Source organism: Kitasatospora sp. NPDC004272 (assembly GCF_053603035.1).
This window is the reverse complement of sequence record NZ_JBSGET010000181.1, coordinates 1-14,170: the sequence shown is the minus strand read 5'-3', so window position 1 is coordinate 14,170 and position 14,170 is coordinate 1. Positions and strand designations below refer to the sequence as shown.

At 75.6% G+C, this 14,170-nt stretch carries 15 protein-coding genes; 8 read left to right on the top strand and 7 right to left on the bottom strand.

Annotated elements, in window-relative coordinates; all coding sequences use genetic code 11:
* Positions 1–173 precede the first annotated feature (173 nt).
* The 3 genes from ACWEO5_RS34905 to ACWEO5_RS34895 form a co-directional block, all read right to left on the bottom strand.
* A complete protein-coding gene (locus ACWEO5_RS34905) occupies positions 174–650 on the bottom strand; it encodes a MarR family winged helix-turn-helix transcriptional regulator (RefSeq protein WP_452166133.1) in 477 nt (158 codons plus the stop codon).
* A gap of 106 nt (positions 651–756) precedes the next feature.
* A complete protein-coding gene (locus ACWEO5_RS34900; protein ID WP_452166132.1) occupies positions 757–1,155 on the bottom strand; it encodes a DUF3037 domain-containing protein in 399 nt (132 codons plus the stop codon).
* Entirely contained in the window at positions 1,155–1,910 is a 756-nt protein-coding gene (locus ACWEO5_RS34895; protein WP_452166131.1) for a HipA family kinase, read from the bottom strand. The genes ACWEO5_RS34900 and ACWEO5_RS34895 overlap by 1 nt, the downstream gene beginning before the upstream one ends.
* Before the next feature lie 154 nt (positions 1,911–2,064).
* Between ACWEO5_RS34895 and ACWEO5_RS34890 the strand changes: the two genes are divergently transcribed.
* Positions 2,065–3,423, top strand: coding sequence for an NAD(P)/FAD-dependent oxidoreductase (locus ACWEO5_RS34890; protein WP_344554665.1), 1,359 nt, complete (start codon positions 2,065–2,067; stop codon positions 3,421–3,423).
* Positions 3,424–3,478: 55 nt separating this feature from the next.
* On the opposite strand, the gene ACWEO5_RS34885 is transcribed toward ACWEO5_RS34890, so the two are convergent.
* From ACWEO5_RS34885 to ACWEO5_RS34875, 3 genes are all read right to left on the bottom strand, one after another.
* Positions 3,479–3,601 (bottom strand): ribosomal protein bL36, encoded by a 123-nt coding sequence (locus ACWEO5_RS34885; protein WP_452166130.1) that lies wholly within the window; start codon positions 3,599–3,601, stop codon positions 3,479–3,481.
* Between the two features lie 81 nt (positions 3,602–3,682).
* Positions 3,683–4,033: a hypothetical protein gene (locus ACWEO5_RS34880; RefSeq protein ID WP_452166129.1), complete on the bottom strand. Its 351-nt coding sequence runs from the start codon at positions 4,031–4,033 to the stop codon at positions 3,683–3,685.
* An 11-nt stretch (positions 4,034–4,044) separates the two neighbouring features.
* Positions 4,045–5,361, bottom strand: a complete 1,317-nt coding sequence (locus ACWEO5_RS34875; protein WP_452166128.1) for an aminotransferase class I/II-fold pyridoxal phosphate-dependent enzyme — start codon at positions 5,359–5,361, stop codon at positions 4,045–4,047.
* A gap of 34 nt (positions 5,362–5,395) precedes the next feature.
* Here ACWEO5_RS34875 and ACWEO5_RS34870 point away from each other — a divergent pair, with 34 nt between their 5' ends.
* The 4 genes from ACWEO5_RS34870 to ACWEO5_RS34855 all read left to right on the top strand — a co-directional run bounded on the left by ACWEO5_RS34870 (position 5,396) and on the right by ACWEO5_RS34855 (position 9,634).
* Positions 5,396–6,061, top strand: coding sequence for a pyridoxamine 5'-phosphate oxidase family protein (locus tag ACWEO5_RS34870; protein WP_452166127.1), 666 nt, complete (start codon positions 5,396–5,398; stop codon positions 6,059–6,061).
* Between the two features lie 259 nt (positions 6,062–6,320).
* Positions 6,321–7,682 (top strand): sugar porter family MFS transporter, encoded by a 1,362-nt coding sequence (locus tag ACWEO5_RS34865; RefSeq protein ID WP_452166126.1) that lies wholly within the window; start codon positions 6,321–6,323, stop codon positions 7,680–7,682.
* Between the two features lie 84 nt (positions 7,683–7,766).
* Positions 7,767–9,035 (top strand): MFS transporter, encoded by a 1,269-nt coding sequence (locus ACWEO5_RS34860; protein ID WP_452166125.1) that lies wholly within the window; start codon positions 7,767–7,769, stop codon positions 9,033–9,035.
* Between the two features lie 80 nt (positions 9,036–9,115).
* Positions 9,116–9,634: an HAD domain-containing protein gene (locus ACWEO5_RS34855; RefSeq protein WP_452166124.1), complete on the top strand. Its 519-nt coding sequence runs from the start codon at positions 9,116–9,118 to the stop codon at positions 9,632–9,634.
* A gap of 114 nt (positions 9,635–9,748) precedes the next feature.
* Here ACWEO5_RS34855 and ACWEO5_RS34850 read toward each other — a convergent pair whose 3' ends face one another.
* On the bottom strand, positions 9,749–10,099 hold the full coding sequence (locus ACWEO5_RS34850) for a PRC-barrel domain-containing protein (protein ID WP_452166123.1): 351 nt from the start codon (positions 10,097–10,099) through the stop codon (positions 9,749–9,751).
* A 420-nt stretch (positions 10,100–10,519) separates the two neighbouring features.
* Here ACWEO5_RS34850 and ACWEO5_RS34845 point away from each other — a divergent pair, with 420 nt between their 5' ends.
* The 3 genes from ACWEO5_RS34845 to ACWEO5_RS34835 form a co-directional block, all read left to right on the top strand.
* Complete coding sequence (locus ACWEO5_RS34845; protein ID WP_452166122.1) at positions 10,520–11,617, top strand: polyprenyl synthetase family protein; 1,098 nt, start codon at positions 10,520–10,522, stop codon at positions 11,615–11,617.
* Entirely contained in the window at positions 11,614–13,185 is a 1,572-nt protein-coding gene (crtI, locus tag ACWEO5_RS34840) for a phytoene desaturase family protein (RefSeq protein ID WP_452166121.1), read from the top strand. Before ACWEO5_RS34845 ends, crtI begins: the two co-directional genes overlap by 4 nt.
* Positions 13,172–14,170 (top strand): phytoene/squalene synthase family protein (locus tag ACWEO5_RS34835; protein WP_452166120.1); only part of this gene is annotated, 999 nt, incomplete at its 3' end. The genes crtI and ACWEO5_RS34835, both read left to right, overlap by 14 nt.

Genomic DNA, 14,170 nt, shown 5'->3' with positions numbered 1-14,170 from the left:
GCCGGCGATCCGCCAGGCGACGGGGGTGCCGTCGGCGAGCGGCCGGGCGTGCCGCTCGCGGCCGTCGGTGGCGGTGAGCCGGGGCGCGCCGTCCTGCCAGCGCAGCCCCGTGGCGGTCCATCCGTTGCCCTGGTCCTGGTGCATCCGGTGAGCGTACGGCACGCCACCGACAGTCACGGCGACGGTGACGGCGGGGTGCAGGGGCGCTGCAGCAGCGGCAGGACCCGCTCGCAGAGGCCGGCGAGGGCGGCGCGCTCGTCGGGGTCGAGGCTGTCGAAGGCGGCGCGGGCGCGGGTCATGTCCTCGCGGATCAGGCCGAGCACCTCGCTGCCCTGCTCGGTGATGGTGACGATCTTGACCCGGCGGTCGGCGGCGGCGGCTTCGCGGCGGGCGTAGCCGAGCGCTTCGAGGCGGTCGACGATGCCGGTGACGTTGGAGGCGTCGCAGCCGAGGCGGCCGGCCAGGGCGCGCATCGGGACGGGTTCGAGGACCGCCTTGAGCGCCTTGGCCTGCGAGGAGTTGAGGCCGTGGCGGGCCGCGGCGGCGGCGAAGTCCTGGAAGTAGGCGGTGCCGACGGCGGCGATCTGCTCCATCAGCTCGGTGCTGGAGGGTGCGGTTGCGGCGGTGCCGCGGCCTGTGCTGCTGCCCATGGCGGTCAGGGTACGCCCATTCGTTTCAGCGACTCCAGTATTGAGTCTGGCAAGTAGTTTGCGGATCCGGTGGACGCGCCGTGCGCGCCCCCCGCGGCGGCGGGGCTCAGAGCACCAGCCGGTCGAACAGGTGGTGCAGTTCCGCCTCCGGTTCGGCGGTCAGCCCGGTGTGCACCGGGCCGGGCTGGACGACGGCGCTGCGCGGGGCGGTGAGCCAGCGGAAGCGCTGCCCGGCGCTGTCCCGGGCAGCCGGGCCGGCCGCCTCGCCGCCCGCGCAGACCGCCTCGACGCCGCGCAGCGCGCGCCGCACGCCCGCCACGTCGGCCAGTGCGTCCAGGGCCAGCAGCCGGCCCTGGTCGAGGTGGGTGCGGGCGCCCAGGAACCCCGCGTTCCGGCAGTACAGCAGGACGCCGATGTTGACGCACTCGCCGCGCTCGACCCGGGGAACGGCCCGGATCAGCGCGTACTCGTAGTCGTGGCGGAGCGGTTCGTCGACGGGTTCCATCAGGACGCCACCTCCGGCAGCCAGTCGCGGGGCCCGGCCAGGCGGGCGGTGAGCTGTGCGGTGTAGGCGGCGCGGACGTCCTCGGGGCCGTCGAAGCCGGGCTCGTCGGCCAGCCAGACGTCCGGGACGGCGGCGACCGCGGCGGGCAGCGCCTTCCCGGCGAGTTCGGCGAGTTCGGCGTCGACCCGCGGCAGGTGGGCGGCGGCGTGCCGCAGCGCGTGGTCGGAGGCGTCGTAGGGCTTGCGGCGCCACTTCTCGGCGCCCGGCCAGCTGTGGTGGAAGACCAGGCTGGCGCCGTGGTCGATCAGCCGCAGGCCGCCGGCCGCGACCAGCAGGTTGGGGTTGCGCCAGGAGCGGTCGACGTTGCCGATCAGGGCGTCGAACCAGAGCACCCGGGCGGCGGAGTCGTCCTCGACCTCGAAGCACAGCGGGTCGAAGTTCAGCGCGCCGGAGACGTACGCCATGCCGAGGTTGGTGCCGCCGCTGGCCCGCATCTGGTCCTGGATCTGCACTTCGGGCTCGCTGCGGGCGAGCACCGGGTCCAGGTCGACCAGGGCGAGTTCGGGCACCGGCAGGCCGATCCGGCGGCCGAGCTCGCCGGCCAGCACCTCGGCCACCAGCGCCTTGCGGCCCTGGGCCGCGCCGACCCACTTCAGGACGTACAGGCGGCGGTCGTCGGCCTCGATGAGGCCGGGCATCGAACCGCCTTCGCGCAGCGGCGTCGCGTAGCGGACGGCCGTCACCTCGGAGAGCATCCGGACAGCCTAGCGGCCCCGGTGGGGGCATGGCCCGGCGCCCTGCGGGCAGGCGGTGGACAGCCGTTGGAGATGCACCCGCCGATACCCCGTGCGAGTGTGGCCAACAGTCGTCCTTGCCACTCACGGACCTGCACACACGTAGGGGATGAAGATGGAACGACCTCGGATCCTGATCGTCGGCGGCGGATTCGCCGGACTGGAGTGCGCGCGCCGCCTGGAGCGCAAACTCGCCCCCTCCGAGGCGGAGATCTCCCTGGTCACGCCGTTCTCTTACCAGCTGTACCTGCCGCTGCTGCCGCACGTCGCGGCCGGGGTGCTGACCCCGCAGTCGGTGGCGATCTCGCTGCGGCGCTCGCTGCGGCGCACCCACATCGTGCCGGGCGGGGCGATCGGCATCGATCCGCGGTCGAAGGTCGCCGTGGTCCGCAAGATCACCGACGAGGTGGTGGCGGTGAAGTACGACTACCTGGTCCTCGCACCGGGCAGCGTCACCCGGACCTTCGACATCCCCGGCCTGCCGGACTACGCGCGCGGCATGAAGACCCTCGCCGAGGCCACGTACATCCGCGACCACGTGATCGCCCAGCTCGACCTGGCGTCCGCGTCGATGGACGAGAACGAGCGGGCCTCGCGGCTGCAGTTCGTGGTGGTCGGCGGCGGGTACGCGGGCACCGAGACCGCGGCCTGCCTGCAGCGGCTGACCACGGCGGCGGTCAAGCGCTACCCGCGGCTGGACCCGCACCTGATCAAGTGGCACCTGATCGACATCGCGCCGAAGCTGATGCCCGAGCTGGGCGACAAGCTCGGCACCACCGCGATGGAGATCCTCCGGGCCCGCGGCGTGGACGTCTCGCTGGGCGTGTCGGTCGCCGAGGTCGGCCCGGAGACCGTCAAGTTCACCGACGGGCGCAGCCTGCCCTGCCGCACCCTGATCTGGACGGCCGGCGTGGCCGCCTCCCCGCTGATCGGGACCCTGGACGCGGAGACGGTGCGCGGGCGGCTCGCGGTGACCGCGGAGATGCGGGTGCCGCAGTTCGAGGGCGTGTTCGCGCTCGGCGACGCGGCGGCGGTGCCGGACCTGGCCAAGGGCGACGGGGCGGTGTGCCCGCCGACCGCGCAGCACTCGGCCCGGCAGGGCAAGAAGGCGGCCGACAACCTGGTCGCGGCGCTGCGCAACCAGCCGCTGCAGCCGTACTTCCACAAGGACCTGGGCCTGGTCGTCGACCTCGGCGGCAAGGACGCGGTGTCCAAGCCGCTGGGCGTGGAGCTGCACGGCGCGCCCGCGCAGGCGGTGGCCCGCGGCTACCACGTGATGGCGATGCGCACCAACGCCGCGAAGTACCGCACGGCGGCGAACTGGCTGCTGAACGCCACCGCGGGCGACGACTTCGTCCGCACCGGTTTCCTGGCCCGGCAGCCCGCCCGGCTGCGCGACTTCGAGTACACCGACGCGTACCTGTCCCGCGACCAGGTCCGCGAGCACGCGCAGGCGCTGCTGGCCAAGGGCTGAGCCGCACCGGGGCCCCCGACCGGATCGCCTTCCGGTCGGGGGCCCTTCCGTGCCGTCAGCCCTGGCGGGCCTTGAAGCGCGGGTCCTTGCGGTTGATCACGAAGGTGCGCCTGCGGCGGCGGACCACCTGCGCGCCGGGCTTGGCCTTCAGGGAGCGGAGCGAGTTTCGGACGCGCATGACGGGGTCCTTCCTGGTCGGTGCCACTGCGGGCTGCAACCGGAACGGACCGCCCGCTATTCCTCGCGGACATGACAGTCATCAGAGGTCGTACGGGTGGAGCTCGGCGTGCGCGCACGGGACGGCGACCTCGATCCGGCCGGGCGGCGCGGCCAGGTCGAGCAGGGTCAGGCTGTCGCCGGTGCGCAGCGCCCCCGCGCCGTCGAACTCGCCGGTCAGCAGCAAGGTCCCGCCCTCGGTGCGGACGGCGGGGGCGGGCCCGGCGGCGGGGCGGACGGTGGCGTGCTCCTCGTCGATCGTCCACTCGACCCGGTAGGGGCCGGGCGGGGCGGCCGGGTCGCCGCGCCAGACGGCGAGGGCCTGGCCGTGCGGGGTGCGGACCTCGGCGAGCGGGGGCTCGCCGGGGCGCAGTCGCTCCAGGTGGACCAGCACGGCCGGCCTCCTCAGGTCAGCCGGGAGCCGGCGGCGGGGGCGGACAGCACGGCGGCCAGGTCGGCGGCGAGGTCGGCGGCCTCGGCCGGGTCGAGGGTGGAGACGGTGATCCGGAGGCCGGGCGGGGAGGCGAGGCGGAAGCGGGCGCCGGGGGCGGTGACCCAGCCGCGGTGCAGCATCGCGGCGGCGGTGGCGGTCTCGTCCGCGACGGGCACCCAGACGTTCAGCCCGCTGGCGCCGTGCGCGCGGACGCCGTGCGCGGCGAGGGCGGCCAGCAGGGCGTCCCGGCGGGCGCGGTAGACGGGGGCCGGGACGGGCGGGCGGCGGCGCAGTTCGAGCAGGGCGCGCTGGAGCAGGTGGCTGACCCAGCCGGCGTCGAGCCGCTGGCGGCCCAGGACGCGGGCGACGGTGTCGGCGTCGCCGGCGCAGACGGCGACCCGCAGGTCGGGGCCGAACGCCTTGGCGGCGGAGCGCACCAGCGTCCAGTGCGCGACGGTGCCGGCGGCGAGCGAGTGGAAGGGCTGGTCGACCATGCCGTGGCCGTGGTCGTCCTCGATCAGGACGGTGCCCGGGCGGTCGGCCAGCACGGCGCGCAGTTCGGCGGCGCGGGCGGCGGTGAGGGCGGCGCCGGTGGGGTTCTGGGCCCGGCTGGTGACGATCAGGGCGCGGGCGCCGTGGTCGAGGGCGGCGGCGACCGGGCCGGGCAGCGGGCCCTGGTCGTCGACCGGGACGGGGGCGGGGCGCAGGCCGAGGGCGGGCAGCAGGTCGATCAGGCTGCCCCAGCCCGGGTCCTCGACGGCGACGGCGTCGCCGGGGCGTAGGTGGGCGGCCAGCACCCGGGAGATGGCGTCCAACGCGCCGGAGCAGACCGCGAGTTCGCCCTCGGGGACGCCGTCGGCGCGGAACTCGGCGCGGTAGTCGGCGAGCAGTCCCGGCTCGGCGACCGGGTGCCCGTACAGCACGGCGGGGCCGGTGGCGGCGGCGGCCAGGGCGGGGCCGAGCGGGGGCAGCAGGGCCGGGTCGGGGTTGCCGGCCGAGACGTCCCGCGCGCCGGGCGGGACGGGCAGCCGGGCCTGGTCCCGCGGGGCGGTGACGGGGCGGGGGCGGACCTTGCTGCCGCGCCGCCCGGCGGTCTCGATGACGCCGCGCTCGCGCAGCAGGCGGTAGGCGGCGGCCACCGTGTTGGGGTTCACCCCGAGCCCGTCGGCCAGCTCGCGCAGCGGGGGCAGGGCGGCGCCGGGGGCCAACTCCCCTGCGGCGACGGCGCGTTCGACGTCGGCGGCAATCTCGCTGGCTCGCCGACCGGTGATCCGATACTCTCCTAGCACAAAGCAGATTATGCACTAGTGCAGAGGAGTTGTCATGTCGGACGGTCCCGGCGGGTCGTACACCAGGGACGACCTGACCACCCCCACCCGCTCCAAGGAGCGCGCCGCCTGGGACGAGGAGACGGTGCACGCGATCCTGGACGCCGGATCCCTGTGCCACCTCGGCTTCGTCCGGGACGGCGCCCCGGTCGTGCTGCCCACCCTGTACGCCCGGGTCGGCAACCGGCTCTACCTGCACGGCTCAACCGGCAGCCGCCCGCTGCGCGGGGCGCGGGGCGAGCGGGGCCTGCCGGTGTGCGTGACGGTGACGCACCTGGACGGGCTGGTGCTGGCCAAGTCCGCCTTCCACCACTCCGTCAACTACCGCTCGGTGGTGGCGCACGGCACCGCGCACCAGGTCACCGACCCGGCGGAGCTGCGCCTGGCGCTGGACGCGATCGTCGACCAGGTGCTGCCGGGCCGCTCGGCCGACTGCCGGCCGGCCAACGCCAAGGAGGTCGCCGCCACCGCGGTGGTCCGGCTGGAGCTGGACCGGGTCTCGGCCAAGGTCCGCGCCGGCGGCGTCAACGAGGACGAGGAGGACCTCGACCTGCCGTACTGGGCGGGCGTCGTCCCGGTCGCCCCCGCGCACGGCACGCCGCTGCCCTCCCCGCACACCGACGCCGCGCTGCCCGGCTACCTCCGGGAGCCGGGCCGCTGAGCCGGGAGCCGGCCCGCCGTTCCGGGGCCGGGCCGGCCCCGCCGGGCGCGGCCGTTGCGGCGGACGGCCCTGCGGACGGGCGCCGCTGACCGTTCGTCGGGCTGACAGTTCATCGCCTGCGGGCGTGTCGAACGCGGACGGCGGGGTAGCCGCTGGTCGAATTACCTCCGGATATTTCCGCCCGTAACGGGACGGATCGTCACGTAGGGAGAGACCACTGGGTACCCACTCCGCCCACAGGGACGAGCACCTCGGCCACGTGGTGTTCATCTCCGCCGCCGCCGCCATGGGCGGGTTCCTGTTCGGCTACGACAGTGCGGTGATCAACGGCGCGGTCACCGGCATCCAGAAGCACTTCGGCGTCGGCAACGGCGAGACCGCGTTCGTGGTCGCGATCGCCCTGCTCGGCTCGGCGGCCGGCGCGGTGGTGGCCGGCTGGCTGGCCGACCACTACGGCCGGGTGCGCACCATGCTGCTGGCCGCGGTGCTGTTCGCGATCAGCGGCGTCGGATCGATGTTCCCGCCCAGCATCGAGGTGCTCGGGATGTGGCGCGTGCTGGGCGGCATCGCCATCGGCATCGCCTCGGTGATCGCCCCGACCTACATCGCCGAGGTCGCGCCGACCGCGTACCGGGGCCGGCTGGCCTCCTTCCAGCAGATGGCCATCGTGCTCGGCATCACCGTCTCGCAGCTCGCCAACTGGGCGCTCAACCAGGCCGCCGACGGCCAGTCCACCAACCACCTGGCGGGTGTCCAGGCCTGGCAGTGGATGCTCGGCGTGGAGGCCGTGCCCGCCATCGTCTACGGGCTGATGGCGCTGTCCATCCCCGAGTCGCCGCGCTACCTGCTCGCCGACAACCGGGAGGCGCAGGCCCGCAAGGTGCTGGCCGAGGTCGAGGGCTCGGACGTCGACCTGGACGCCCGGGTCACCGAGATCCGCCGCGTCCTGAACACCGAGCACAAGCCGCGCCTGAAGGACCTGCTGGGCGGGCGGTTCGGGCTGCTGCCGATCGTCTGGATCGGCATCGGCGCCTCGGTGTTCCAGCAGTTCGTCGGCATCAACGTGATCTTCTACTACTCGTCGTTCCTGTGGCAGTCGGTCGGCATCGACGAGTCCAACTCGCTGCTGATCTCGCTCTCCACCTCGATCGTCAACGTGGTCGGCACCGTGGTCGCGATGCTGCTGGTCGACCGGATCGGCCGCAAGCCGCTGGCGCTGGCCGGCTCCGCGGGCATGGCCGTCGCGCTCGGCCTGGCCGCCTGGGCGTTCTCCTTCCGGCAGGGCACCGGCGACAGCGCGACCCTGGACGACGCGTACGCCACCACGGCGCTGGTGGCCGCGCACGTCTTCGTGTTCTGCTTCGCCTTCTCCTGGGGCGTGGTGGTCTGGGTGCTGCTCGGCGAGATGTTCCCCAACCGGATCCGGGCGCTGGCCCTGTCGGTGGCCGCCTCCGCGCAGTGGATCGCCAACTGGGCGATCACCGTCACCTTCCCCAACCTCTCCGACTGGAACCTGTCGGCGACGTACGTCATCTACGCCTGCTTCGCGCTGCTGTCCATCCCGTTCGTGGCCTTCTGCATCAAGGAGACCAAGGGCAAGGCGCTGGAGGAGATGGGCTGAGCCACCCTCCCTCCCGGCCGGCCCCGGCCGGGAGGGAGGGAAAAGCGCTGGACGGCGGGGGTGTGGCAGGTCCATGGTCGGGCGGTGAACCTCCTCGACCCGGCCTGGGCCGGCCGCAACTACCGCATCCAGACCGCCGCGACGGTGGTGAGCGGGCTCGGCAACGCCGCGGCTCCGATCGCCACCGCTTTCGCGGTCCTGCACTCCGGCGAGCACTGGGGCAGCACCGAGGTCGGCTACGTGACCGCCGCCCGGACGGTACCGCTGGTGGTGCTGCTGCTGGTCGGCGGCGCGATCGCCGACCGGCTGCCCCGGCACCTGGTGATGGTCGGGGCGAACCTGTTCAACGCCGCCTCGCAGGCGGTGCTGGCGGCGCTGGTGCTGCTCGGGCACCCGAGCCTGTGGGCGCTGATGGTGCTCTCCGCGGCGGGCGGCGCGGGCCAGGCGTTCTACGCGCCGGCCGCCGAGGGGGTGATCCTGCGGGCGGTGCCGGCCGAGCACGCGGCGAAGGCGTTCTCGGTGTTCCGGATGGCGATGAACGGCGCCTCGATCGCGGGCGCGGCGCTCGGCGGCCTGCTGGTCGCCGCCGCCGGGCCCGGCTGGGTGCTGGTGGCGGACGCGGCCTGCTTCGCCCTCGCGGCGGCGCTGCGGGCGGGCCTGCGGCCGGAGCCGACGGCCGAACGGGGCTCGGCACGGCCCAGCCTGGCCCGCGAACTGCTGGTCGGCTGGCGGGAGTTCACCGCCCGGCGGTGGCTGTGGGCGATCGTGCTGCAGTTCGGCCTGATCAACGCCTGCGTGCTCGCCGTGGAGGCGGTGTACGGGCCGGTGGTGGCCGAGCGGCGGATGGGCGGCGCCGGGGCGTGGGGCGTGGCGATGGCGGCGCTGAGCGTGGGCATGGTGCTGGCGGGCCCGCTGATGACCCGCTGGCAGCCGCGCCGGCTGCTGCTGGTCGGCAACGGCGGGGTGTTCCTGTTCGGGCTGCCCCCGCTGGCGCTGGCGCTGGAGTGGCCGCTGCCGCTGGTCGCGGCGGCGATGTTCCTGGCCGGCGCGGGCACCACGGTGTTCCTGGTGGGCTGGATGGTGACGCTGCAGCAGGAGGTCCCGGAGGAGCTGGTGTCGCGGATGTCCGCCTACGACTCGTTCGGCTCGTTCGCGCTGCTCCCGCTGGGCACCGGCCTGGCCGGTCCGGCCGCGGCGGCGTTCGGCCTGTCCGGGGCGCTGTGGGGGTGCGCGCTGGTCTGCGCGGTGCTGGCCGGGCTGGTGCTGCTGGTGCCGGAGGTGCGGCGGTTGGAGCGTGCGGCTCCGGAGGCGCGGGCCAAGGTGGTGGAACCGGAACCCGTCACTTCCGGGTGACAGTCGCTGACAGCTCGCAACCTCCCGGGCCCCCGGTTCGTCCGAGCAGGTAACTGGCCGCCACCGGGAGGGACCGCCGCATGGGCAAGCCACTGCTGTACCTCGACGTCGACGGGGTGCTGAACCCGGTGTTCCCGCACCCCGACGACGACTTCGACACCCACGCCCTGCTGGGCTACTCGGTGCTGCTGTCACCGCGCCACGGCGACTGGCTGCGCGAACTGGCCGACCGCTACGAACTCGTCTGGGCCACCACCTGGGAGGAGCGGGCCAACGAGCACATCGCCCCGCTGCTCGGGCTGCCCGAACTGCCGGTGGTGGTGTTCAGCGGCTACGTGCCGCAGCCGGGCGACCCCCGGGTGCCGCTGATGGAGCTGTTCTCGGCCGCCAAGTGGGCGCCGATCCTGCGGCACGCGCAGGGCCGCCCGTTCGCCTGGGTGGACGACTGCATCCCGCCGCGCCTGGTGCGGCGCAGCGTGCTGCGGGCGGACCGGCTGCTGCTGCCGGTCGACCCGGCGCAGGGCCTGCAGCGCGAGCACGTGGACCGGCTGCTGCGGCGGCCGCCGTCGCGGGCCTGGCCGAACCCGTGGGCCTGCTGAGGCCCCGGACCGGCACCGGGCGGCGAACCGCCGGGGGCTGCCGGGGCGGAACGCGCAACGTCCCGGGCCCCGCGTCCGAGGACGCGGGGCCCGGGCGGCCCTGGTGGCGGCGGGTCAGCGGGCGGTGCCGCCGTAGTAGCCGCCGACCTGGTTGCGGTAGGCCGGGTCGTCGGCGTGCTTGTCCTTGTCGTACTCCGGGGAGTTCTTCACCTCGTCCTGGGTGCGGTTGACCCACACCGTCTTCTCCGCGTCGTCGACCCGGGTGATGGTGCCGGCCGGGAGCAGCACCTCGCGGCCGAAGATCCACGGGCCGGTGTCGACCACGACGTAGCCCGCGCCGACGTCCACGGTGTGCTTGTCGACCTTGCCGATGTGCCCGTCCGTCGCCTCGACCCGGTACCCCGTCAGGTCCGAGCCCGCAGCGTAACCCTCGGCACCCTCGTAGCCCCACATCGCCTCAGTCATGCGCTGCCTCCTCGTTCTCGCGTGTCTCGTTCTCCGTACGACGGGCCGCCTGCCCCGGTGCCGGGGAAACATGCCTCGTCCACGGACCCGCCGGTGGGACGCGGGTGCATCCGGGGGGTGAATCGGGTGCCGGGGGCGACTGGGGCCCCGGGAGGGGGATAGACGAGAAGAGCCCCCTGCGCCGCCGGTGCACGGCGCCCCCGGGCGTCCGCCCGGGGTGCGCGCCGGAACCCCCACGGGAAAGCGAGTCCGATGTCCTCCGTACCACTGTCGGCGTCCGCGGGGGGCCGAGCCGCCCCGCCCGGGCGGGGCGGACCCTCCGGTGTGCTCCCTCCCCCGGCCGAAGAACGCGGTTCGCCCGGCGGGGCGGGGTCTCCCCCGGGGTGGGCCCCGGCATCGGCCGGGTGCGTCGACGGCGACGTGCCGGGCGCGGTCGGCCGGGTGCTCGACCACTACCTGGACCACCGGGTGGCCCGGGCGGCCGCCGCCGACGGGACCTTCGCGGCCGACGTCGCGCTCCGGGTGGCGGAGTTCACCCGGAGCGGGGGCAAGCGGACGCGGGGGCAGTTCCTGTGGTGGGCGATGCGCGCCTGCGGGCGGGGGGACGGGCCGGTCGGCACCGCGCTGACCACGGCGGCGGCGCTGGAGCTGCTCCAGACCTGCGCGCTCGTCCAGGACGACGTGATGGACGGGTCGGTGACGCGCCGCGGCCGCCGGGCCCTGCACCTGGACGTGGCCGCCCGGTACGCGCCCGACGCGGGCGAGCGGGGGGCCGAGCACCTCGGTGCGGTCGCGGGCGTCCTCGCCGGGGACCTGGCCCTCGCCTGGGCGGACGACCTCGCGGCCGCCGCGCAGGCCCAGCTGGGGGCGCAGGCCGGGGCCCGGGTGCGGGAGGTCTGGTCGGACCTGCGGACGGAGGTGGTCGCCGGCCAGTACGCGGACGTGCACGGCCAGGTGACCCGGTCGCGTTCGCCGGGCCGGGCGCTGCGGATCGCGCGGCTCAAGAGCGCGATGTACTCGGTGGAGCGGCCCGTGCACCTGGGCGCCGTGCTGGCCGGGGCCGGACCGGAGGAGGTGGCGGAACTGCGCCGCGCGGGCCGTTGCGCGGGCATCGCCTTCCAGCTCAGGGACGACCTCGACGGGGTCTTCGGGGATCCCGCGCGGACCGGCAAGCCCTGCGGGGAGGACCTCCGGGCGGGCAAGCCCACCTACCTGGCCGCGGTGGCGCACGCCCGGGCGGCGGCCGCCGGCGACCGGGTCGCGTCGAGCGTGCTGGAGCGCCGCCTGGGCGACCCGGACCTGGACGACGAGGCGTTGGCCGAGGTCAGGGAGGTGCTGGTCGGGACGGGGGCGCGGGCCGCCGTGCTGTCCCTCGTCGAGCGGCTCTCCGCACGCGGCGCGGAGCACCTGGAGCGGGCCCGCCCGGCGGGTCCCGGCGCCGGGCGGCTGGCCGACCTGCTCAGGGCGGCCGCCGGGCCGGCGCCCGCCGGTACGTGCGGTGCGGGGGCGGCCCGGTGAGGCGCGCCGTGCCGCCGTCCGACCACGTGGTCGTCGTCGGGGCGGGTCTGGCCGGGCTGTCCGCCGCCTGCCACCTGATCGGCGCGGGGCGGCGGGTGACCGTCGTCGAGCGGGACGAGGGGCCCGGCGGGCGGGCGGGGCGGATCCGGCGGGGCGGGTACGCCTTCGACACCGGGCCCACCGTGCTGACCATGCCCGACCTCGCCGACGAGGCGTTCGCGGCGGTCGGCACCTCGTTGCGCGCGCACGTGGACCTGCTGCCGCTGCACCCCGCCTACCGGGCCCGGTTCGCCGACGGCAGCACGCTGGACGTGCACACCGACGCGGAGGCGATGGAGGCCGAGGTGGCGCGCTTCGCCGGGGCCCGGGAGGCCGCGGGCTACCGGGAGCTGCGCCGCTGGCTGGTCCGGCTGCACCGGGCGCAGATGCGGCGCTTCATCGACGCCAACTTCGACTCGCCGTGGCAGCTGCTCAACCCGGACCTGGTGCGGCTGGCCGCCCTGGGCGGGTTCGGTCGGCTCGCGCCGCGGATCGGGCGCCACCTGCGCGACGAGCGGCTGCAGCGGGTCTTCTCGTTCCAGTCGCTGTACGCGGGGGTGGCACCCGCCCGGGCGCTGGCCGCCTACGCGGTCATCGCCTACATGGACACCGTGGCCGGGGTGTGGTTCCCGCGCGGCGGCATGCACGCGCTGCCCCGGGCGATGGCCGCCGTCGCCGGGGCGGCGGGGGCCGCGTTCCACTACGGGAGCACCGTGACGCGCCTGGAGCGGAGCGGGGGCCGGGTCACGGCCGTGGTCACGGACCGCGGGCGGATCGCCTGCGACGCGGTCGTGCTCACCCCCGACCTGCCGGTGGCGTACCGGCTGCTGGGGCGGGCGCCCCGGCGGGCGGTGCCGCTGCGGTTCTCGCCGTCGGCGGTCGTCCTGCACCTGGGCACCGACCGGACGTGGCCGGAGCTGGCCCACCACACCCTGTCGTTCGGGCACGCCTGGGAGCGGACGTTCGACGAACTGACCCGCACCGGGAGCCTGATGACGGACCCCTCGCTGCTGATCACCCACCCGACCGGCACGGACCCGTCGGCGGCCCCGGCCGGCCGGCACACCCACTACGTGCTGGCCCCGGTGCCCAACACCGCCATCGGCCCGGGCGCCGCGGCCTGGGCCGACCTGGCGCCCGGCTACCGCGACCACCTGCTCGACACCCTGGAGCGGCGCGGGCTGACCGGGATCGGCGCGGCCGTGGAGGAGGAGTGCCTGGTGACCCCGGCGGACTGGACCGCCCTGGGGCACGCGGCCGGCACGCCGTTCTCCGCGGCCCACACCTTCGCGCAGACGGGTCCGTTCCGGCCGCGCAACCTGGTGCGGGGCCTGGAGAACGTGGTGCTGGCCGGGTGCGGCACCACTCCCGGGGTCGGCGTCCCGACCGTCCTGATCAGCGGGAAGCTCGCCGCCGCCCGGATCACCGGTGCCGACCGGCCGGCCCCGGGGCGCCGCCGCGCGCCCTCGGCGCCCGGCGCGGTGCCGCTCGCCTCCCCGACCGCAGGAGCAGCACATGACGGCCCGTGAACTGGACGCCGCGGGGATCACCGCCCCCGACCTGCGGGCGGCGTACACCGCCTGCCGCGAGCTCAACGCCCGGCACGGCCGCACCTACTTCCTGGCGACCCGGCTGCTGCCGCCGGAGCGCCGGAGCGCGGTCCACGCGCTGTACGGCTTCGCCCGGTGGGCGGACGACATCGTGGACGGGCTGGACCGGCGCGAGCCGCCCGCCGAGCGCGACCGGCTGCTCGGGGTGCTGGAGCGGGACCTGGCGCAGGGCCTGCGGCACGGCGGCGCGGCGGAGCCGGTGGTGCGGGCGGTCGCGGACACCGCGGAGCGGTACGGCATCGACCCGGCGCTGTTCACCGACTTCATGGCCTCGATGCGCGCCGACCTGACCGTCACCGACTACCCGACCTACCGGGACCTGTGCGGCTACATGCACGGTTCGGCGGCGGTGATCGGCCTGCAGATGCTGCCCGTCCTCGGCACGGTGACCAGCCGCGCCGAGGCCGAGCCGTACGCGGCCGCCCTCGGGGTGGCGTTCCAGTTGACCAACTTCCTGCGCGACGTGGGCGAGGACCTGGACCGCGGCCGGGTGTACCTGCCGGCCGACCTGCTCGCGGCCCACGGGGTGGACCGGCCGCTGCTGGAGTGGAGCCGCCGCACGGGCCGGGACGACGCCCGCATCCGGGCCGCGCTGGTGGCGGCCGCCGCGCTGACCCGCGGCGCCTACCGGGACGCCGAGCCGGGCATCGCGATGCTGGAGCCCCGGGTGCGGCCCTGCATCCGGACGGCCTTCCTGCTGTACGGCGGCATCCTCGACGCGATCGCCGGGGACGGCTACCCAGTGCTGCACCGGCGCGCGGTGGTGCCGGTGCACCGGAGGGCGGCCGTCGCCGCGTCGGGGCTGACCCGCCTCGTGGCGGTCGTGTTCCCAGGCGTCGGCGGGGCTGGGCCGGCCGCTGTCGTAGCGGCGCTAGGTGTCGTTGACGCCGATGAGCAGGGAGAG

Bases quoted from the DNA above. Each gene is read 5' to 3' on its own strand.
- ACWEO5_RS34900 (WP_452166132.1), bottom strand. From the start codon at position 1,155: ATGGAACCCGTCGACGAACCGCTCCGCCACGACTACGAGTACGCGCTG.
- ACWEO5_RS34895 (WP_452166131.1), bottom strand. From the start codon at position 1,910: ATGCTCTCCGAGGTGACGGCCGTCCGCTACGCGACGCCGCTGCGCGAA.
- ACWEO5_RS34885 (WP_452166130.1), bottom strand. From the start codon at position 3,601: ATGCGCGTCCGAAACTCGCTCCGCTCCCTGAAGGCCAAGCCCGGCGCG.
- ACWEO5_RS34905 (WP_452166133.1), bottom strand. From the start codon at position 650: ATGGGCAGCAGCACAGGCCGCGGCACCGCCGCAACCGCACCCTCCAGC.
- ACWEO5_RS34850 (WP_452166123.1), bottom strand. From the start codon at position 10,099: ATGACTGAGGCGATGTGGGGCTACGAGGGTGCCGAGGGTTACGCTGCG.
- ACWEO5_RS34870 (WP_452166127.1), top strand. From the start codon at position 5,396: ATGTCGGACGGTCCCGGCGGGTCGTACACCAGGGACGACCTGACCACC.
- ACWEO5_RS34855 (WP_452166124.1), top strand. From the start codon at position 9,116: ATGGGCAAGCCACTGCTGTACCTCGACGTCGACGGGGTGCTGAACCCG.
- ACWEO5_RS34890 (WP_344554665.1), top strand. From the start codon at position 2,065: ATGGAACGACCTCGGATCCTGATCGTCGGCGGCGGATTCGCCGGACTG.